The organism is Scandinavium sp. (assembly GCF_036271055.1).
Classification (GTDB): Bacteria; Pseudomonadota; Gammaproteobacteria; order Enterobacterales; family Enterobacteriaceae; genus Scandinavium.
Genome location: NZ_DATBBJ010000059.1, coordinates 318,438 through 337,014, shown reverse-complemented (window position 1 = coordinate 337,014; position 18,577 = coordinate 318,438). Strand labels below are relative to the sequence as shown.

The window sequence follows — 18,577 nt, the reverse complement described above, 5'->3', positions numbered from 1 at the left end:
GACGAGGCAATGGCAACTCATAATCGTGCAGGTCAGCCTGCACAACAGAGTGATTTGATCAACGTCGCTCAACTGACTTCTCAGTACTACGTGCTGAAGCCCGAAGTGGGTAACGCAGAACATGCGGTAAAATTCGGGACGTCTGGTCACCGTGGCAGCGCCGCTCGTCATAGCTTCAATGAACCGCACATCCTGGCGATAGCGCAGGCGATTGCGGAAGAACGTGCAAAAAATGGCGTCACCGGACCGTGCTACGTCGGTAAGGATACCCACGCACTGTCTGAACCGGCGATCATTTCCGTGCTGGAAGTGCTGGCCGCCAACGGTGTGGATGTGATTGTGCAGCAAGATAATGGCTACACGCCAACGCCTGCTATCTCTAACGCCATCCTCGTTCACAACAAAAAAGGTGGCGCGCAGGCTGATGGTATCGTCATCACGCCTTCGCACAACCCGCCGGACGATGGCGGTATCAAATACAATCCGCCAAACGGCGGCCCGGCTGATACCAATGTCACCAAAGTGGTTGAAGATCGTGCTAACGCACTGTTGGCCGATGGCCTGAAAGGTGTGAAACGTCTGTCACTGGATGCGGCTTATGCGTCCGGTCATATTAAAGAACAGGATCTGGTTCAGCCGTTCATTGAAGGGCTGGCGGATATCGTCGATATCAAAGCTATTCAGAAAGCGGGCCTGAAACTGGGTGTCGATCCGTTGGGCGGCTCCGGGATCGAATACTGGAAGCGTATCGCAGAATTCTACAAACTCGATCTGACCATCGTGAACGATCATGTCGATCAGACGTTCCGCTTTATGCACCTCGACAAAGACGGCGCGATCCGTATGGACTGCTCCTCAGAGTGTGCGATGGCGGGCCTGCTGGCACTGCGTGACAAATTTGATCTGGCGTTCGCCAATGACCCGGATTATGATCGTCACGGTATCGTCACCCCTGCCGGGCTGATGAACCCGAACCATTATCTGGCTGTGGCAATCAACTACCTGTTCCAGCATCGCCCGCAGTGGGGCAAAGATGTTGCCGTGGGTAAAACCCTGGTGTCTTCCGCGATGATTGATCGCGTGGTTGAGGATTTAGGCCGTAAGCTGGTGGAAGTGCCAGTGGGCTTTAAATGGTTTGTTGATGGTCTGTTTGACGGCAGCTTTGGTTTCGGCGGTGAAGAGAGTGCGGGTGCTTCATTCCTGCGTTTCGACGGCACGCCGTGGTCCACCGATAAAGACGGGATCATCATGTGTCTGCTGGCGGCTGAAATTACGGCTGTTACGGGCAAGAACCCGCAGCAGCATTATGACGAACTGGCCGCGCGCTTCGGCGCACCGAGCTACAACCGCCTGCAAGCATCGGCCACTTCCGCACAGAAAGCCGCGTTGTCTAAGCTCTCTCCAGAAATGGTGAGCGCTGACACGCTGGCGGGTGACCCAATTACCGCGCGTCTGACGGCAGCGCCAGGTAACGGCGCGTCCATCGGCGGTCTGAAAGTGATGACCAAAAATGGCTGGTTTGCGGCGCGTCCTTCCGGCACAGAAGATGCGTACAAAATCTATTGTGAAAGCTTCCTCGGCGCGGAACACCGTAAGCTGATTGAGAAAGAAGCGGTAGAGATTGTCAGCGAAGTGCTGAAAAACGCGTAAAGTTCGCGATGTTATATAAAGAAGGCGCCGACAGGCGCCTTCTTCGTTTAAAGCATAAACCGATACCCAATCCCCGTTTCGGTCAGCAAATGCTGTGGGCGCGCCGGATCGGTTTCCAGCTTCTGGCGTAAATGGCCCATATAAATGCGCAGATAGTGGCTGTGTTCGACGGCGTTCGGCCCCCAAACTTGATTCAATAACTGACGCTGGGTCAGCACTTTGCCGTGATTATTGAGTAATACGGCGAGCAGGCGAAACTCAATCGGCGTCAGGTGGATCTCTTCGTTGCCACGCTGAATACGGTGGCTTGCGATATCGACCTGAATATCACCGAAGGTAAACAACGGCTGGTTTTGATCTGTGCTGCCGTGCCGACGCAGGGCGACGCGCAGTCGCGCTTGCAATTCACCAATACCAAACGGCTTGCTGAGATAGTCATCGGCACCTGCATCGAGCGCAGTGATTTTGTCCGTCTCTTCTACCCGGGCAGATAGCACAATCACCGGCACCTGGCTCCACTGGCGGAAATCGCGGATGAATTCAATGCCGTCGCCGTCCGGCAGACCGAGATCGAGAATAACCAAATCCGGTTTGCGCGTGGCTGCTTCCAGCAGCCCACGTTGCAGCGTCTCCGCTTCAAACACGCGCAGGCCATCGCTTTCCAGCGCGCTGCGCAGAAAACGGCGAATAGCCTGTTCATCTTCAACGATTAAAACGTTAATCACAGTTCCTCGGGAAGTTCATCCAGTTCCGGTGGCGCGTCCAGCGGCAGCGTGATAACAAAACTTGCGCCACCCTGAGGGCGGTTATGCGCGCTGAGTTCGCCGCCGTGTACCTCAACAATCGCCTGACAAATCGCCAGCCCAAGCCCAACGCCTGGAATAGCCGACTCTTTGTGGCCTCGGGAGAATTTAGCAAAGATGGCCTGCTCCTGACCAGCAGGGATACCGGGGCCGGAATCCCACACCTCCAGTTGCAGGTGATCGGGCAGGCGTTCGGCTGAAATGCCAATGGTCGCGGAAACACCTGCGTATTTGACAGCGTTTTCCAGCAGGTTAATCAGCACCCGCTCAAACAGCGGACCGTCGACGTGGATCAGCGTCAGCGGGTCGCCGAGTGCCAGTTGAATGTGCCGCCCACCGAGGCCCATTTCCAGCGTGCGGATTGCGCTGCCGACCACTTCTTCCAGCGTCAACCATTCACGACGGAGGTTAAACCCGCCCGACTGAATGCGCGCCATATCGAGCAGGTTGTTAACCAGGCGGGTAGTGTTCAGCACATGCTGGCGAATTTCATTGGCCTGCGGGGCATGTTTCGAACCTTCGCTTGCCAGATCCAGCGTCAGAATTTCGGCCTGACCAAACAGCACCGTCAGCGGGGTGCGCAAATCATGAGAAAGGGCCGCCAGTAGTGAGTTACGAATACTTTCCCGCTCGCTTGCCAGTCGCGACTGTTCTTCGCTGGTGGTGAGCGCCAGACGTTCAAGAGCGCTGGCGACCAATAGTGTGCAGGTTTCCAGCAACCGCTGTTGTTCGGGGATCATCAACTGGCGCAAATTGCCTGGTTCAACCACCACGACGCCGTGCGTTTTGCCTGCGGTTTTTAGCGGCAGGATCAGATACGGCACGCCGGGTAACGTGTCTGTTCCCGCGCCCGCAGGCTGGCTTTTGTCATAGCTCCAACGGACAATCGCATCGTCCCATGGCGTGATGTCGCTGCTATCCGTCAACGCGCTGAGTTGCCCTTCAGCATTGGGCAGTAATAGCTGACTGCGTGCATGGAAAGTCGAATGAATAAACTGCTCGCTGGTAAGGGCGATATCCCGCTGCGTGCGCCCGGTTGCCAGTGCTTTCGACATCTCATACAGATGACGAGTGCGCTGTTCGCGATAACGCGCCACGCGCGCCTGATAGCGCACGCCAGCCGTCAGATTGCCGATCACCAGCCCGACGGTCAGCATCACGGCAAAGGTTAAAACGTATTGCACATCGGACACCGCAAGCGTGCCGCGCGGCGCGATAAAGAACAGATCAAAGCTGATAACGTTGATGAGCGTTGCTAACACCGACGGCCAGCGCCCGTAAAACAAAGCCACAATCACCACGCCTAACAGGTAGAGCATCACCAGGTTGGCGGCATCAAAGGCCATCAGGAAATGGCTGGCGAACAGGGTGATAAACGCGCACAGCGCCACGGCGACGATGCAGCCACGCAACTGTACGCGCCATTTATCAAGCCACGGGCGGCTGTCGGCGCTTCGTGCAGGAGTGCTGGAAACGTTGTCCTCCAGGGCCACAATCAGTAAATCGAGATCCGGCGCACGGCGAGCTAATCTGTCGGCGAACGATTCGCGGTTCCACCAGCGGCGCTGGCTGCGGCGACCGATAATGATCTTGCCGAGATTATGTTCACGCGCGTAACGCAAAATGGCTTTATCTTCCGCAGGGTCAGAAAGCGTAGCGGTTTCGGCCCCCAACTCCTGAGCGAGTCGCAGCGCGCTGAGAATATTGCGCCGTTGAGTTTCCGGCAAACGATGCAAATCTGGCGTTTCGACATACACCGCGTGCCACGCTGTGCCAAATTTGGCCGCCAGACGTGCGGCGGCGCGCACCAGCTTTTCGTTGCCGCCGTTGTGGCCGACGCACAACAAAATGGCATCGCGCGTGTGCCAGACTTTCTCTTCGCCTTGTCGATCTCGCCAGGCACGCATTTGGTCATCGACCCGGTCAGCGGTGCGGCGCAAAGCCAGTTCACGCAGGGCGATTAAATTGCCTTTACGGAAGAAATGCTCGATGGCGCGTTCGGCCTGCCCGGCGATATACACTTTGCCTTCATGCAGGCGCTGGCGCAGATCGTCCGGGGGTAAATCGACCAGCACCACTTCATCGGCAGAATCAAAAAAAGGATCGGGGACAGTTTCGCGCACTTTGATGCCCGTAACGCCGCTCACGACGTCGTTCAGGCTTTCCAGATGCTGAACGTTGACGGTGGTAAACACGTCGATCCCCGCTTCCAGCAGTTCTTCAACATCCTGCCAGCGTTTGGGGTGACGAGAACCGGGCGCGTTGGTATGCGCCAGTTCGTCCATTAAGATCAGTGCCGGGCGACGGGCGAGAGCGGCGTCGAGATCGAACTCTTCCACCTGACGGTTGCGATAGTGAATGCGTTTGCGGGGTTGTGTCGCCAGCCCCTTAAGCTGAGCGGCAGTCTCCTGGCGGCCGTGGGTTTCCACCACGCCGACCAGAATATCAAGCCCTTGCGTCCGTAAACGCTGCGCCTCGCTGAGCATGGCGTAGGTTTTCCCTACGCCTGCACACGCGCCAAAAAAGACTTTCAGTTTGCCGCGATGCCAGCCGGATGACTGCTCCAGCAGGCGATCGGGGTCGGGACGAAAGGGCTCGTCAGTCATGCTTATTCCTTACTCTTTTTTCAGGGCATCCAGCGCCATGTTCAGCTCAACAATGTTCACTACCGGCTGTCCGATAAAACTGGCCAGCGGCTTTTGTGTCTTTTCTGTCACCAGTTTAGTCAGCGTCTCTACCGACAGATTTCTGGCTTGCGCCACGCGTGGGATCTGCCACGCCACCGACTGTGGTGTCAGGCTGTAATCGAGGCCGCTCGCGGACGTGGTGACCAGTTCCACGGGAACTTTCGCGGTAGCCTGCGGATTGTCCTGACGCAGTTGCGCCACCCGTGCTGCCACTTCTTTATCCAGCTCTGGATTACTGGCTGCCAGGTTGCTGCCGCCCGATGCCTCTGGATTATAGGGGCTATTGGCCGTGGCGGAAGGGCGTCCGTGAAAATATCCCGCAGAGGAAAATTGCTGACCAATCAGGCGTGAGCCGCGTAGCTGTTCCCCTTCTTTAATTAATGAGCCGTTAGCCTGATCGTTAAACCACCATTGTCCGAGGGCCGTTGTCACCAGCGGGTAAACGCCGCCGGTTATCAGGGTTAAAAAAATCAGCACAATCAGAGCAGGGCGTAATGTCGCCATTTTCATTTCCTCTTACACCAGACCGAACAGGGTCAGTAACAGATCGATCGCTTTGATGCCGACAAACGGCACCAGCAGGCCGCCGAGGCCATAAATCCACAGGTTGCGGCGCAGCATTGCCGCCGCCGACAGCGGTTTATAACTCACGCCTTTCAGCGCCAAGGGGATAAGGAACACAATGATCAGCGCGTTGAAGATAACCGCGCTTAGAATGGCCGAGGCGGGCGAGTGCAGATGCATCACGTTCAGCGCGTTTAACTGCGGATACGTTGCAGCAAACGCGGCGGGAATGATGGCGAAATACTTCGCCACATCATTGGCGATGCTGAACGTGGTCAGCGAGCCACGGGTCATCAACATTTGTTTGCCGATGTGGACCACCTCAATCAACTTGGTCGGGTTGGAATCCAGATCGACCATATTGCCCGCTTCTTTCGCCGCTTGTGTACCGGAGTTCATCGCCACCGCCACATCAGCCTGCGCCAGAGCCGGGGCATCGTTGGTGCCGTCGCCGGTCATCGCCACTAAGCGGCCTTCCGCCTGGTACTGACGAATCAGCGCCAGTTTGGCTTCCGGAGTCGCTTCGGCAAGAAAATCATCCACACCTGCTTCGGCGGCAATGGCGGCGGCGGTCAGGCGGTTATCACCCGTGATCATCACCGTTTTGATGCCCATTTTGCGCAATTGGGCGAAACGTTCTTTGATGCCGCCTTTGACGATGTCTTTCAGGGCGATCACGCCCAGCACTTTTGCACCTTCAACCACCACCAGCGGCGTACCGCCCTGACGGGCAACGCCTTCTACCAGCGTATCGACCTGCGGCGGGAAGTGACCGTTGTTGGCTTCTACATGGCGACGAATGGCATCGACGGAGCCTTTACGGATCAGGCGGTCATGGACGTTGATCCCACTCATGCGGGTTTGCGCGGTAAACGGCACAAACGTGGCCTGTAATTCCTGCACATCACGAACGCGAATATTAAAGCGCTGCTTAGCCAGAATCACGATGCTACGGCCTTCCGGTGTTTCATCTGCCAGCGAGGCCAATTGCGCGGCATCGGCCAACGTTTTTTCATCCACGCCCGGTGCGGGCAGAAACTCAGACGCCTGACGATTACCGAGCGTGATGGTGCCGGTTTTATCCAGCAGCAGCACATCGACATCACCCGCCGCTTCCACTGCGCGTCCGCTGGTGGCGATGACGTTTGCGCCGAGCATGCGACTCATTCCGGCGACGCCGATGGCAGAAAGCAGGCCACCAATCGTCGTTGGGATCAGACAGACCAGCAGCGCAACCAGTACTGTCACGCTGACCGCCGTGCCGCCATACGCGGAGAACGGCCACAGTGTGGCGGTTGCCAGAAGGAACACGATGGTCAACGCGACCAGTAGAATGGTCAGGGCGATTTCGTTTGGCGTTTTGCGACGCTGTGCGCCTTCCACCATGGCGATCATCCGGTCGAGGAAGGTTTCGCCGGGGTTAACGCTACAGCGGATCACCAGCCAGTCAGAGAGAATGCGCGTGCCGCCGGTTACTGAGGCGAAATCACCGCCGGACTCGCGAATAACGGGGGCGGATTCCCCGGTTATCGCACTTTCGTCCACCGAAGCACCGCCTTCAATCACTTCGCCGTCGCACGGAATGATATCTCCGGCTTCCACCAGCACGATATCGCCTTTGCGTAGGTCATCTGCTGGAACGTGATCCATTTGCGCGTCGTGCTGTGGCGCGCGCAGTTTGCGGGCGAAAGAGGTTTTCTGTACGCCTTTCAGGCTGTTGGCCTGGGCCTTACTGCGGCCTTCCGCCAGCGCTTCGGCAAAGTTGGCGAATAGGACGGTAAACCACAGCCAGACGCTAATGGCAGCGGTGAAACTGGTGCTGCCGGGCATTTTTCCGGTTGCCATTGCCATCGCGAGCAGGGTAGTCAGTACGCTGCCCAGCCAGACGATGAACATCACCGGGTTATGCCATTGAACGGCTGGACTCAGTTTTTTTACGGCATCCAGCAGCGCCTGGCGAACCAGGGCCGGTTCAAAAATTGCCGTTTGCTTACGACTCATACAACGTGTCTCCAGCTGTCTTATAACGAAGAGAGATGTTCAGCCACCGGGCCTAACGCCAGGGCGGGAATGAACGTCAATGCGCCGACTAAAATCACAGTGCCAATCAGCAAGCCAACAAACAGCGGGCCACAGGTTGGCAGCGAGCCTGAACTGGCGGGTTGGATTTTCTTGCTCACCAGCGAGCCGGCAATCGCCATCACCGGGATGATCACCCCGAAGCGACCGACGAACATGCAGAACGCCAGCAGACAGTTCCAGAACGGGGAGTTGGCGCTCAGGCCCGCAAAGGCGCTGCCGTTGTTATTGGCGGCAGAAGAAACGGCGTACAGCACCTCGCTAAAGCCATGAATGCCCGGATTGAACATCCCGGCACGACCAGCTTCGGTCATCATCGCCAGCGCCGTTCCCAGTAGAACCAGTGCGGGCGTAACCAGAATCGCCAGCGCGGTCATTTTCATTTCACGCACGTCGATTTTCTTGCCGAGGTATTCCGGTGTGCGGCCAATCATCAGTCCGGCGATAAATACCGCCAGCAGCACGAACAGCAGCATTCCGTACAGGCCGGAGCCCACGCCGCCGAACACCACTTCACCAATTTGCATCAGCCACATCGGCACCATGCCGCCGAGCGCGGTAAAGGAATCGTGCATTGCATTGACTGCTCCGCACGAAGCGGCGGTGGTGATTACTGCAAACAGACTGCTTTGCAGAATGCCGAAACGACTCTCTTTCCCTTCCATGTTGATGGCGCTGTCTGCGCCGAGACTCACGAAATGCGGATTGCCGCTGAGTTCCGCCCACATCACCACCACGACGCAAATCACGAAGATGACTGACATCGCCCACAGAATGGCGCGCCCCTGACGGCGATCGTTCACCGCTTCACCAAAGGCGAAACAGAGTGCAGCGGGGATCAGGAAAATCGCCAGCATCTGCACCGCGTTGGTCAGTGCGGTTGGGTTTTCAAACGGATGACTGGAGTTCGCGTTAAAGAAACCGCCGCCGTTAGTGCCAAGCATTTTGATCGCCTCTTGCGAAGCCACAGGCCCCATCGGCAACAACCCTTTTGCACCTTCGAGAGAGGTGAAATGCTGGTACGGCAGGAAGTTTTGCAGCGTGCCTTGCTGAATCATGAACAGCGCAATCAGCAACGACAGCGGCAACAGGATCCACAGCGTCACGCGGACGATGTCCATCCACGCGTTGCCGAGCGTGTCGGTGCTGTGGCGGTAGAATCCACGTATCAATGCGAATACCACGGCAATACCGGTTGCTGCTGACAGGAAGTTTTGCACGGCGAGTCCGGCCATCTGGCTGAAATAGCTCAGGGTGCTTTCCCCGGCGTAAGCCTGCCAGTTGGTATTGCTGACAAAACTGACGGCGGTGTTCATCGCCAGATCCCACGAAAGGCCAGGGAAATGCTGCGGATTGAGCGGCAGAAAGCCTTGCAACATCAGCATTGCGAACAGCAGCAGTACGCCGAGTACGTTGAGCGACAGGATAGCCAGCAGATACTGCCGCCAGTTCATCTCCTGCGAAGAGAGTCCCATCACCCGCCACAGTCCTTTCTCAAACGTCACGGTGCCGGGCAGCGGGGTATTGGCGATAAGACGTGCCAGCAGTGACCCCAACGGGCGCGCCAGAATGAACAGCACCAGCAAAAAACTGGCGATCAGTAAAAATCCATGGGCCGCCATCAGAAGGCCTCCGCATTGATCAGGGCATAAACCAGATAGCCCAATAACAGGAAAACCAGCACGATACCGGTTAATACGCCTGCACTCACAGTCCACCTCCAGGTGTTGAATGATCTGCGCTAAAGGTAGGATTTTCGGTGCAAAGAATTCGCAAAAAAGGCGGGGCGGGGTGTAAAAAAAGTATAAAAATGGCAAAAGCCATTAATTAACTAATGGTTAGTATTAATTTAACTTTTGCGTAACTTAATTACGGGGCGCTGTGTAAAGAAGCCTAAAATGGGCTAAAAAAGTGGTCGGATGAGTAGTAAAGTTACACACAAGAAGGTATTATTTTAGCCAGATAACGTTTACCGGCGTGTGTTGCCGGCCATGAAAGGGGAGAGAGATTATGTACAAAGAGTTTCCTGCACATGTTGTATTGATGCGTCGAGCTTTCGCCGTCGTGGCGGGTGTTGTGGCCTTGCCGGTGATGCTGTTCTGGAAAGATCGCGGGCGTTTTTACAGCTACCTGCACCGTGTCTGGTCAAAAACCAGCGACAAACCGGTGTGGATGGATCAGGCCGAAAAAGCGACCTGTGATTACTACTAAGCCTGAACCGCTTTAGCAGACATAAAAAAACCGCCAACGTAAAAACGTGGCGGTTTTTTTATGTCTGACCCTTTACGGGCCAGAGATCATTTCTTCTTATTCAGCATCGACTTTAAATCGGCAAACGGATTATAGGTTGCCGCATCAATGTCATTTTGCGCATCCTCACCTGCCACAACGGTTGAGCCGTACTGGTCAGCTTCGGTGTACTTCGAATGTTCGTGATCATGGCAATAGAGGCACAACAACTCCCAGTTGCTACCATCCGCCGGGTTATTGGTATGATCATGATCGATATGGTGAACCGTCAATTCACGCAGGTTTGAATACACAAATTCCCGCGAGCAGCGCCCGCATACCCACGGATAAATTTTGAGTGCTTTCTCACGGTAGCCGCTTTCCAGCCGCGTGTAGTTTTTAGGGATCAGAGCCATTGCCGAATTACCTGTGATAAAAAGAGTGTTTTACGATAATCCTACCAATATATCGCACTATGGATAATAAGGATAAATTTGATAGGTCTTCAGATGTGAGTCACGCGGCCCACGCGTCTACACTTCTTATAGATGCCTGAAAGGAGTGGTTATGAGTGAGAAAATCCCGGTTGGCATTAGCGCCTGCTTATTAGGCGAAACGGTGCGTTTCGATGGCGGCCATAAACGTCTGACCTTTGCAGTGGAAGACCTGGGCCAGTGGGTTGAATTTGAACCTGTTTGTCCGGAAGTGGCGATTGGGTTGCCTGTGCCGCGGCCTGCGCTGCGGCTGGTGAAAGATGAGCAGGGCAGCGTACAACTGCGTTTTAGCGATAAACGAGACGGTGATTTAACCGATGCCATGCGCAGATTCACCCATAAGCGCATTTCACGTTTTGAAAACTTGTGCGGCTACATCGTCTGTGCAAATTCCCCGAGTTGCGGGATGGAGCGGGTCAGAGTCTATGAAGCCGCCAGCGACTACAGCCAAAAAAATGGGCAAGGTATTTTCACGAAGTTGTTAATGGAGACGTATCCCTGGCTACCTGTGGAAGAAAACGGGCGATTGCAGGATCCGGTGCTGCGCGAGAACTTTGTGGAACGTATCTATGCCTTGCATGAACTGCACTCTATTCGTGAGCGGGGTCTGAATCGCGGTGAACTGATGGCGTTCCACAGCCGATATAAACTCTTGTTGCTGGCGCATTCACAGCCGCTGTACCGCGAATTAGGGCGGTTTGTCGCAGCGATGGGGGAATGGGCCTCGTTAGAGGATTATTTCATTGAGTATCGCCTGCGCCTGATGACGTTAATGGCGCATCCCGCGACGCGTCGCAATCACACCAACGTGCTGATGCATGTGCAGGGCTATTTCCGCAAACAGCTCAATAGCCGTCAGCGCCAGGAGTTGGCGGATCTGATTGACCGATATCGACAAGGCACGCAGCCGCTGCTTGCACCCGTCACGCTGTTAAAACACTATATGGCTGAATTTCCTGATGCTTATCTGGCCGGGCAGCGTTATTTTGACCCGTGGCCGGAAGCCTTACGTTTACGTTACGGACATTAACCGGAGAGTTATGACCACCCATCTGGTCTGGTTTCGCACCGATTTACGCCTGCACGATAATCTGGCGCTGGCCGCTGCCTGTCGTGACCGTCAGGCTAAAGTGATTGCCTTGTTTATCGCCACGCCGCAACAGTGGCAGCAGCATCAAATGGCCCCGCGTCAGGCGGCATTTTTACAAACACATTTGAACGCGTTGCAAAGCCAGCTTGCGTCAAAAGGCATTCCGCTGTTGTTCCGCGAAGTGGCTGATTTCGCTGCATCGGTGGGCGAAATCAGGCAGATTTGCGAGGAGCATCAGGTTGACCGGCTTTTTTATAACTACCAGTACGAAATCAATGAGCGTAAGCGCGATGTTCAGGTAGAAAAAACGCTGGAGACGGTTATCTGTCAGGGATTTGACGACAGCGTCATGCTGGCTCCCGGCAGCGTCATGACTGGCAATCACCAGATGTATAAGGTCTTCACCCCGTTTAAAAATGCTTATCTCAAACGGTTGAAAGAAGGGTTACCCGAGTGCGTGTCAGCGCCAGCATTACGTGAGCCTGCCCTTGCTGAAACTGCGCTCCCGGCGATCAGCCTTAATTACCCACAACAACCGTTCGACCCAGAGTTGTTCGCAGCGGATGAAAAGAGTGCCATCGCCCGGTTGCGCTATTTTTGCCAGCAGCAGGCTCATGAATACGAAGATAAACGTGACTTTCCGGCGGTTGAAGGCACCAGTCGTCTTTCAGCTTGCCTGACGCTTGGCGTGCTTTCTCCGCGCCAGTGTTTGCATCGTCTTCTCACCGAGTGCCCGCAGGCGCTGGAAGGCGGCCCCGGTGCGGTATGGCTGAATGAACTTATCTGGCGCGAGTTTTACCGTCACCTGATGACGTTTCATCCTGAACTTTGTCGTCATAAGCCGTTTATCAGCTGGACGGATAAAGTGAAATGGAATGATGACCAAAACGCGTTAATGGCCTGGCAGCAGGGGAAAACAGGCTATCCAATTGTCGATGCGGCCATGCGCCAGCTCAACGAAACCGGCTGGATGCATAACCGCTTGCGGATGATTGTCGCCAGTTTTCTGGTGAAGGATTTGCTGATTGACTGGCGCGAAGGGGAGAAATATTTCATCTCGCAGCTGGTCGATGGTGACTTAGCGGCGAATAACGGCGGCTGGCAGTGGGCGGCGTCAACGGGCACTGATGCGGCACCTTATTTTCGCATTTTCAATCCAACGACGCAGGGTGAACGGTTCGACAAAACAGGGGCGTTTATTCGTCACTGGTTACCGGAACTGCATGCGGTGCCGGAAAAGGCCATTCACGAACCGTGGTTGTGGGCAGAAAAAGAGGGGAGAGAACTGGAATATCCGCGCCCGATTGTGGAACACAAACAGGCGCGGCTGGAGACGCTGGCGGCGTATGAAGCCGCCAGAAAGGCTTAGGCTCCTAGCGCCAGACGACGAGTGCGAACTTTCATCGCATGACCGAGCCAGATAACCAGCACCACGGCGACACACGCCAGCGAGCCGCAGGTTATCTGGCTAAACACATCGATATAGGCGTTGATCGAGTAGTTGATAGCGCCTGCGGCATCAAACGAACTCTGCGACGTCTGATCGGCGATAACGCCTGCAACGTAGTTGGCAATCGCCCCGGACAGCAGCATATAGATGCCCGTCAGCACGCCCGTCACCCCGGGGATTTCGATACGTGTGATTTGCGCCATCGCCACCGGGTCGATAAACAGTTCGGCAAAGCCCATCACCGCCATGCCCAATACCATCAATGGCATGGAAGAGTGACCGTAAGAAGCCGACCAGCGCGCGCTCAGGGTCAGGATGCAGAAGCCTGCGCTCATCAGCCCGAGACCCAACGCATATTTACCCCAGATGCGCACCGCGCGATTTCCCGTTACGGACTCTTTCACCACCCATGCGAGGAAAATCCCGCACAGCATCACCGCAAAGCCATTCACCGACTGGAACATCGCTGTCGGCACTTCGTAACCGAGAATATCGCGGTTCACAAAACGGTCAATATACAGGCTAATCGAACTGCCGCCCTGTTGCGCAAAGGCCCAGAACAACAGGCTGAAGAACGTCAGTACCACGATAAGCCCAAGCTCTTTGCGCTGTTTCTGGTTTTCGGCTTTTTTGTAGATTTGGCCGAGCATCACCAGGCCAATCACCGTGGCGACAATCAGCGCGTACAGTGACCACTCTTTCCAGAACAGCACGGCAATAATCATCGGCGAAACGACCAGCAGTGCCAGCAGCCAGCCCCAAACCGGAACCGCCAGTTTCTTGCTGTGAAGCACGGCTTTGTTTACGCCAACGGTATGGCTGAAATGGCGGTTGCCGCAGAGGAAAATCACCAGACCGGCGAGCATCCCGATGGCGGCGAGCGCGAAGCCCATCGCCCAGCTGTACTCTTCCTGCACGTAGCCACAGGCGATAGGCGCAATAATCGACCCGACGTTACCGGCGGCGTAAAGCAGCGAAAAACCGCCGTCGCGACGCGGATCGGTGGGTTCATACAGTTCGCCGAGCAGGCAACTGACGTTCGATTTAAACAGGCCGTAGCCGCAAACGATAATTGCCAGTGATAAGTAAAGGAACAGCGATGACATTTCGCTGGCACCGAGCACCAGATGCCCGACCGCCATTAAAAAGGCGCCGATCATCACCGCCATGCGGTTGCCAAGGACTTTATCCGCCAGCCAGCCGCCAAGAATTGGCGTGACATACACCAATGAGCAATAGGCGCTGAACAGCGCATAAGCGTGATTGTCGTTGTATTTCAGTTGATTGGTGAGATACAGGATCAGCAGCGCGCGCATCCCGTAAAAACTAAAATATTCCCAAATTTGCAGTGCCACCACGTAATAGATAGCGCGGGGTTGTGACGATGGTGTCTTCATGTTGCTCTCAGTCTTGCCAGAATTGCAGAAGATAATCATTCCGCATTATGCGTTTCTTATATGCTATCCATGTGCTTTGAGTATAAAAGCTCAATTTCTATGCTGTCCTAATGCATAAATATACATGATTGTGCTGCGGTGAGTTAAGCGTTTTTTGCGCAAAACAAAACGCGATGTTTTCAACGTCGCAGTGCTGCTATCGACGTAATGCCGCCGGGCGGCTATGGTATCCCTCAGAACGAAAGGAAAGTCTGGAGTGACGATGAAAAACAGTGAACTGGAACAACTGATCAACGAGAAACTTAACGCGGGGACGTTCAGCGATTACGGCCCGAATGGCTTGCAGGTTGAAGGGCGTGAAACGATCCGCAAAATCGTCACCGGGGTGACCGCAAGCCAGGCGCTGCTGGATGAAGCGGTGCGCCTGGAAGCGGATGCCGTCATCGTGCATCACGGCTATTTCTGGAAGAACGAATCGCCGATTATTCGTGGTATGAAGCGCAATCGCCTGAAAACGCTACTGGCGAATGACATCAATTTGTACGGCTGGCATCTCCCGCTGGATGCGCACCCTGAGCTTGGCAACAACGCCCAGCTGGCGGCGCTGCTCGGGATTAACATTAAGGGCGAAATTGAACCGCTGGTGCCGTGGGGCGAGTTGTCGATGCCGGTTTCCGGGCTGGAATATGCCTCGTGGATTGAAGCACGCCTGGGTCGAAAACCGCTGTGGTGCGGCGATACCGGGCCGGAGAAAGTCTCCCGCGTCGCATGGTGTACCGGCGGCGGCCAGGGCTTTATCGACAGCGCCGCGCGTTTCGGCGTCGATGCGTTTATTACCGGCGAAGTGTCAGAGCAAACTATTCATTCGGCGCGTGAACAAGGCCTGCATTTTTATGCTGCCGGTCACCACGCGACCGAACGCGGCGGCATTCGTGCGTTAAGCGAGTGGCTGACCGAAAACACCGAACTGGATGTCACCTTTATTGATATCCCTAATCCGGCCTGATAAGAGAGGGCAAAAGTGCAGCGAGCGCGTTGTTATCTGCTGGGAGAAACGGCAGTCGTTCTGGAGCTGGAACCGCCCGTGACGCTGGAGAGCCAGAAACGTATCTGGCGTCTGACTCAGCGTTTGCCTGAATACCCGGAAGTGGTGGAAGCCATTCCGGGGATGAATAACATTACGGTGATTTTACGCAATCCGCAGTCGCGGGCGCTGGATGCGATTGAGCGTCTTCAGCGCTGGTGGGAAGAGAGTGAGGTGCTGGAACCTGATTCCCGCCAGATTGATATTCCGGTGGTTTACGGCGGCGAGTTGGGGCCGGATTTATCGCTGGTCGCCGAACACAGCGGCCTCACGCCGCAACAGGTGGTGGAACTGCATGCGTCACAGGATTACGTGGTGTGGTTTTTGGGCTTCCAGCCGGGCTTCGCTTATCTCGGTGGACTCTCGCCGAAACTGGCGATGCCGCGTCGAGCTGAACCACGCATCCACGTGCCTGCGGGCAGCGTAGGGATAGGCGGTCAACATACCGGAATTTACCCGCTCAATACGCCGGGTGGCTGGCAGTTGATCGGTCACACGTCGTTGGCGATGTTTGACTCGCGCCAGCCAGAGCCGGTGTTGCTCCGACCGGGCGATACGGTGCGCTTTGTGCCGCAGAAGGAGGGCGTATGCTGAACATTATTCGTTCGGGCCTTTATACCTCCGTTCAGGATGGAGGGCGCTATGGCCTGCGTCAGTCTGGCGTGAGCCGCTGTGGTGCGCTCGATAAACCTGCGTTGTTCACCGCCAATTTGCTGGTGGGTAACGACCCCAACGCTGCGGCGATAGAAATTACCCTCGGTCAGTTTACGGTGCAGTTCGAACGCGACGGTTGGTTTGCGCTAACGGGAGCAGGCTGTGAAGCCACGCTGGATGACAAAACCGTTTGGGCGGGCTGGCGACTGGCGGTGAAAGCCGGGCAAACGCTGGTGTTAAAACGGCCTTTGTACGGTATCCGTAGTTATCTGGCGGTGGCGGGTGGCATCGATGTACCGAAAGTGCTGGGTTCCTACAGTACCGATCTGAAAGTGGGGATCGGGGGGCTGGAAGGGCGGCGGTTGCAGGATGGCGATAAGCTGAATGTGTTCCCCTCGACGCGTGAATTTGATGGTCCGCAAGGAGTGAAACAGTTACAGCGCGGGAACCGCATTCGTGCGCTGCCGGGGCCGGAGTACCATGAGTTTGATGCAGCATCGCAGGAGAACTTCTGGCGCGCGCCGTGGCAGCTTAGCCCACAAAGTAATCGCATGGGGTATCGCCTGCAGGGGCAGCCATTGGTGCGAAACACAGACCGTGAATTGTTATCACATGGTTTGTTGCCGGGCGTGGTGCAGGTGCCGCATAACGGTCAGCCGATCGTGTTGATGAACGATGCGCAGACAACCGGTGGTTACCCGCGTATTGCCTGCATTATCGAAGCGGATATGTACCAACTGGCGCAAATTCCACTCGGTCAGCCGATTCATTTTGTGCCGTGTTCACTGGAAGACGCGCTGAAAGCACGAGCCGATCAGCATCGCTATTTTGAGCAGTTAGCCTGGCGGCTCAACGGAGAACATTAAGGCATTGACGGTTTTGCCCTGCGGCGGCGATGCCTTGCAGGGCCTACGTGATTCACCGTGCTGATATTCCAATAAAAAAACGCGCCCTTGGGCGCGTTCTTCACATCATCAACACAGCTTAGTGTTTTTTAACATCTGAACTGAATTCACGTTTCTCGTAGCCGGTGTACAGCTGGCGAGGACGGGCAATTTTCATGCCTTCGCTGTGCATTTCGCTCCAGTGTGCGATCCAGCCTACGGTACGCGCCATGGCGAAGATAACGGTAAACATGGAAGACGGAATGCCCATCGCTTTCAGGATGATGCCTGAGTAGAAGTCTACGTTCGGGTAGAGTTTCTTCTCGATGAAGTACGGGTCGTTCAGCGCGATGTGCTCAAGTTCCATCGCCACCTGCAACAGGTCGTCTTTGGTGCCGAGTTCTTTCAGCACTTCATGGCAGGTTTCACGCATCACGGTGGCGCGTGGGTCATAGTTTTTGTAAACACGGTGACCAAAGCCCATCAGGCGGAACGAATCGTTCTTGTCTTTCGCGCGACGAACAAATTCAGGAATGTGCTCAACGGTGCTGATTTCTTCCAGCATCTTCAGTGCCGCTTCGTTGGCACCGCCGTGCGCCGGTCCCCACAGGGACGCAATGCCCGCAGCGATACAGGCGAACGGGTTCGCGCCGGAAGAGCCTGCGGTACGTACGGTCGAGGTGGAGGCGTTCTGTTCGTGATCCGCGTGCAGGATCAGAATACGGTCCATCGCACGTTCCAGAACCGGGTTCACCACATACTCTTCACACGGCGTGGAGAACATCATGTTGAGGAAGTTGCCAGCGTAAGAGAGGTCGTTGCGTGGATAAACAAAAGGCTGACCGATGGAATATTTGTAGCTCATCGCAGCCATGGTTGGCATTTTCGACAGCAGACGGAATGCCGCGATTTCACGGTGGCGTGGGTTATTCACGTCCATGGCATCGTGATAAAACGCCGCCAGTGCGCCGGTTACGCCACACATCACCGCCATTGGGTGTGAGTCACGACGGAAGCCGTGGAACAGACGGGTGATCTGTTCGTGGATCATGGTGTGACGGGTCACGATGGTACAGAATTCGTCGTACTGCGCCTGGGTCGGCTTTTCGCCGTTCAGCAGGATGTAGCAGACTTCAAGGTAGTTAGATTCTGTCGCCAGCTGATCGATTGGGAAACCGCGATGCAGCAGAATACCTTCGTCACCGTCGATGAAAGTGATTTTAGATTCGCAGGATGCGGTAGAGGTGAAACCGGGGTCAAAAGTGAACATCCCTTTTGAACCGAGGGTACGGATGTCAATAACGTCTTCGCCGAGCGTGCCTTTTAGCACATCCAGTTCGATAGCTGCTTCACCGTTGAGAGTGAGCTTTGCCTTTGTATCAGCCATTTACGGTCTCCTTAGCGCCTTATTGCGTAAGACTGCGGATCCCGGATTTACTTTCAGGGTAAAGTTCGACGTTACCAATTTGTTATTCGGCTCACCGCTCAGCTCACGAGGGAAACCAGGGTACA

General features: G+C 55.4%; 16 protein-coding genes. 7 read left to right on the top strand and 9 right to left on the bottom strand.

Features of this window, described 5'->3' with window-relative positions; translation table 11 throughout:
* The first annotated feature begins 9 nt into the window (after positions 1 to 9).
* Positions 10 to 1,650, top strand: coding sequence for a phosphoglucomutase (alpha-D-glucose-1,6-bisphosphate-dependent) (gene pgm, locus VH187_RS09590; protein WP_329701226.1), 1,641 nt, complete (start codon positions 10 to 12; stop codon positions 1,648 to 1,650).
* 47 nt (positions 1,651 to 1,697) lie between these two features.
* On the opposite strand, the gene kdpE is transcribed toward pgm, so the two are convergent.
* Genes kdpE through kdpF form a run of 6 tightly spaced genes read right to left on the bottom strand, consistent with a single transcriptional unit; the run spans position 1,698 to position 9,494 of the window.
* Positions 1,698 to 2,375 carry a two-component system response regulator KdpE gene (gene kdpE, locus VH187_RS09585; RefSeq protein ID WP_329701225.1) on the bottom strand — a complete coding sequence of 226 codons (678 nt, stop codon included), beginning with the start codon at positions 2,373 to 2,375 and terminating at the stop codon, positions 1,698 to 1,700.
* Entirely contained in the window at positions 2,372 to 5,059 is a 2,688-nt protein-coding gene (kdpD, locus tag VH187_RS09580) for a two-component system sensor histidine kinase KdpD (protein WP_329701224.1), read from the bottom strand. Before kdpD ends, kdpE begins: the two co-directional genes overlap by 4 nt.
* Before the next feature lie 9 nt (positions 5,060 to 5,068).
* Positions 5,069 to 5,644 (bottom strand): potassium-transporting ATPase subunit KdpC, encoded by a 576-nt coding sequence (gene kdpC, locus VH187_RS09575; protein ID WP_329701223.1) that lies wholly within the window; start codon positions 5,642 to 5,644, stop codon positions 5,069 to 5,071.
* 12 nt (positions 5,645 to 5,656) lie between these two features.
* On the bottom strand, positions 5,657 to 7,705 hold the full coding sequence (gene kdpB / locus VH187_RS09570; protein WP_329701222.1) for a potassium-transporting ATPase subunit KdpB: 2,049 nt from the start codon (positions 7,703 to 7,705) through the stop codon (positions 5,657 to 5,659).
* 20 nt (positions 7,706 to 7,725) lie between these two features.
* The gene (gene kdpA / locus VH187_RS09565) at positions 7,726 to 9,405 is read right to left on the bottom strand and encodes a potassium-transporting ATPase subunit KdpA (protein WP_329701221.1); all 1,680 of its coding nucleotides are present in this window, start codon (positions 9,403 to 9,405) and stop codon (positions 7,726 to 7,728) included.
* Positions 9,405 to 9,494, bottom strand: coding sequence for a K(+)-transporting ATPase subunit F (kdpF, locus tag VH187_RS09560; RefSeq protein ID WP_110510103.1), 90 nt, complete (start codon positions 9,492 to 9,494; stop codon positions 9,405 to 9,407). The genes kdpA and kdpF overlap by 1 nt, the downstream gene beginning before the upstream one ends.
* 299 nt (positions 9,495 to 9,793) lie before the next feature.
* Here kdpF and VH187_RS09555 point away from each other — a divergent pair, with 299 nt between their 5' ends.
* Positions 9,794 to 9,994 (top strand): DUF2517 family protein, encoded by a 201-nt coding sequence (locus tag VH187_RS09555; protein WP_329701220.1) that lies wholly within the window; start codon positions 9,794 to 9,796, stop codon positions 9,992 to 9,994.
* A gap of 86 nt (positions 9,995 to 10,080) precedes the next feature.
* Here VH187_RS09555 and yajD read toward each other — a convergent pair whose 3' ends face one another.
* The gene (yajD, locus tag VH187_RS09550) at positions 10,081 to 10,428 is read right to left on the bottom strand and encodes an HNH nuclease YajD (protein ID WP_329701219.1); all 348 of its coding nucleotides are present in this window, start codon (positions 10,426 to 10,428) and stop codon (positions 10,081 to 10,083) included.
* Positions 10,429 to 10,579: 151 nt separating this feature from the next.
* On the opposite strand from yajD, the gene VH187_RS09545 reads away from it, so the two are divergent.
* Together VH187_RS09545 and phrB are read left to right on the top strand one after the other, a co-directional pair.
* On the top strand, positions 10,580 to 11,536 hold the full coding sequence (locus VH187_RS09545) for a YbgA family protein (protein WP_329701218.1): 957 nt from the start codon (positions 10,580 to 10,582) through the stop codon (positions 11,534 to 11,536).
* A 10-nt stretch (positions 11,537 to 11,546) separates the two neighbouring features.
* Positions 11,547 to 12,965 (top strand): deoxyribodipyrimidine photo-lyase, encoded by a 1,419-nt coding sequence (phrB, locus tag VH187_RS09540; protein ID WP_329701217.1) that lies wholly within the window; start codon positions 11,547 to 11,549, stop codon positions 12,963 to 12,965.
* Here phrB and dtpD read toward each other — a convergent pair.
* On the bottom strand, positions 12,962 to 14,443 hold the full coding sequence (gene dtpD / locus VH187_RS09535) for a dipeptide permease DtpD (protein ID WP_329701216.1): 1,482 nt from the start codon (positions 14,441 to 14,443) through the stop codon (positions 12,962 to 12,964). The genes phrB and dtpD overlap by 4 nt on opposite strands.
* A gap of 262 nt (positions 14,444 to 14,705) precedes the next feature.
* Here dtpD and VH187_RS09530 point away from each other — a divergent pair, with 262 nt between their 5' ends.
* Genes VH187_RS09530 through pxpC form a run of 3 tightly spaced genes read left to right on the top strand, consistent with a single transcriptional unit; the run spans position 14,706 to position 17,047 of the window.
* Positions 14,706 to 15,449 carry a type 2 GTP cyclohydrolase I gene (locus VH187_RS09530; RefSeq protein WP_329701215.1) on the top strand — a complete coding sequence of 248 codons (744 nt, stop codon included), beginning with the start codon at positions 14,706 to 14,708 and terminating at the stop codon, positions 15,447 to 15,449.
* 15 nt (positions 15,450 to 15,464) lie between these two features.
* On the top strand, positions 15,465 to 16,121 hold the full coding sequence (gene pxpB / locus VH187_RS09525; protein WP_329701214.1) for a 5-oxoprolinase subunit PxpB: 657 nt from the start codon (positions 15,465 to 15,467) through the stop codon (positions 16,119 to 16,121).
* Positions 16,115 to 17,047, top strand: coding sequence for a 5-oxoprolinase subunit PxpC (gene pxpC / locus VH187_RS09520; protein WP_329701213.1), 933 nt, complete (start codon positions 16,115 to 16,117; stop codon positions 17,045 to 17,047). Before pxpB ends, pxpC begins: the two co-directional genes overlap by 7 nt.
* Positions 17,048 to 17,165: 118 nt before the next feature.
* On the opposite strand, the gene gltA is transcribed toward pxpC, so the two are convergent.
* Positions 17,166 to 18,452 (bottom strand): citrate synthase, encoded by a 1,287-nt coding sequence (gltA, locus tag VH187_RS09515; RefSeq protein ID WP_329701212.1) that lies wholly within the window; start codon positions 18,450 to 18,452, stop codon positions 17,166 to 17,168.
* Positions 18,453 to 18,577: the final 125 nt, after the last annotated feature.

What these genes read in the sequence shown, in the direction of transcription:
- pgm (WP_329701226.1), top strand. Translation starts at nt 10, where the DNA reads ATGGCAACTCATAATCGTGCAGGTCAGCCTGCACAACAGAGTGATTTG.
- kdpD (WP_329701224.1), bottom strand. Translation starts at nt 5,059, where the DNA reads ATGACTGACGAGCCCTTTCGTCCCGACCCCGATCGCCTGCTGGAGCAG.
- kdpC (WP_329701223.1), bottom strand. Translation starts at nt 5,644, where the DNA reads ATGGCGACATTACGCCCTGCTCTGATTGTGCTGATTTTTTTAACCCTG.
- kdpB (WP_329701222.1), bottom strand. Translation starts at nt 7,705, where the DNA reads ATGAGTCGTAAGCAAACGGCAATTTTTGAACCGGCCCTGGTTCGCCAG.
- kdpA (WP_329701221.1), bottom strand. Translation starts at nt 9,405, where the DNA reads ATGGCGGCCCATGGATTTTTACTGATCGCCAGTTTTTTGCTGGTGCTG.
- VH187_RS09555 (WP_329701220.1), top strand. Translation starts at nt 9,794, where the DNA reads ATGTACAAAGAGTTTCCTGCACATGTTGTATTGATGCGTCGAGCTTTC.
- yajD (WP_329701219.1), bottom strand. Translation starts at nt 10,428, where the DNA reads ATGGCTCTGATCCCTAAAAACTACACGCGGCTGGAAAGCGGCTACCGT.
- VH187_RS09545 (WP_329701218.1), top strand. Translation starts at nt 10,580, where the DNA reads ATGAGTGAGAAAATCCCGGTTGGCATTAGCGCCTGCTTATTAGGCGAA.
- phrB (WP_329701217.1), top strand. Translation starts at nt 11,547, where the DNA reads ATGACCACCCATCTGGTCTGGTTTCGCACCGATTTACGCCTGCACGAT.
- dtpD (WP_329701216.1), bottom strand. Translation starts at nt 14,443, where the DNA reads ATGAAGACACCATCGTCACAACCCCGCGCTATCTATTACGTGGTGGCA.
- VH187_RS09530 (WP_329701215.1), top strand. Translation starts at nt 14,706, where the DNA reads ATGAAAAACAGTGAACTGGAACAACTGATCAACGAGAAACTTAACGCG.
- pxpC (WP_329701213.1), top strand. Translation starts at nt 16,115, where the DNA reads ATGCTGAACATTATTCGTTCGGGCCTTTATACCTCCGTTCAGGATGGA.
- gltA (WP_329701212.1), bottom strand. Translation starts at nt 18,452, where the DNA reads ATGGCTGATACAAAGGCAAAGCTCACTCTCAACGGTGAAGCAGCTATC.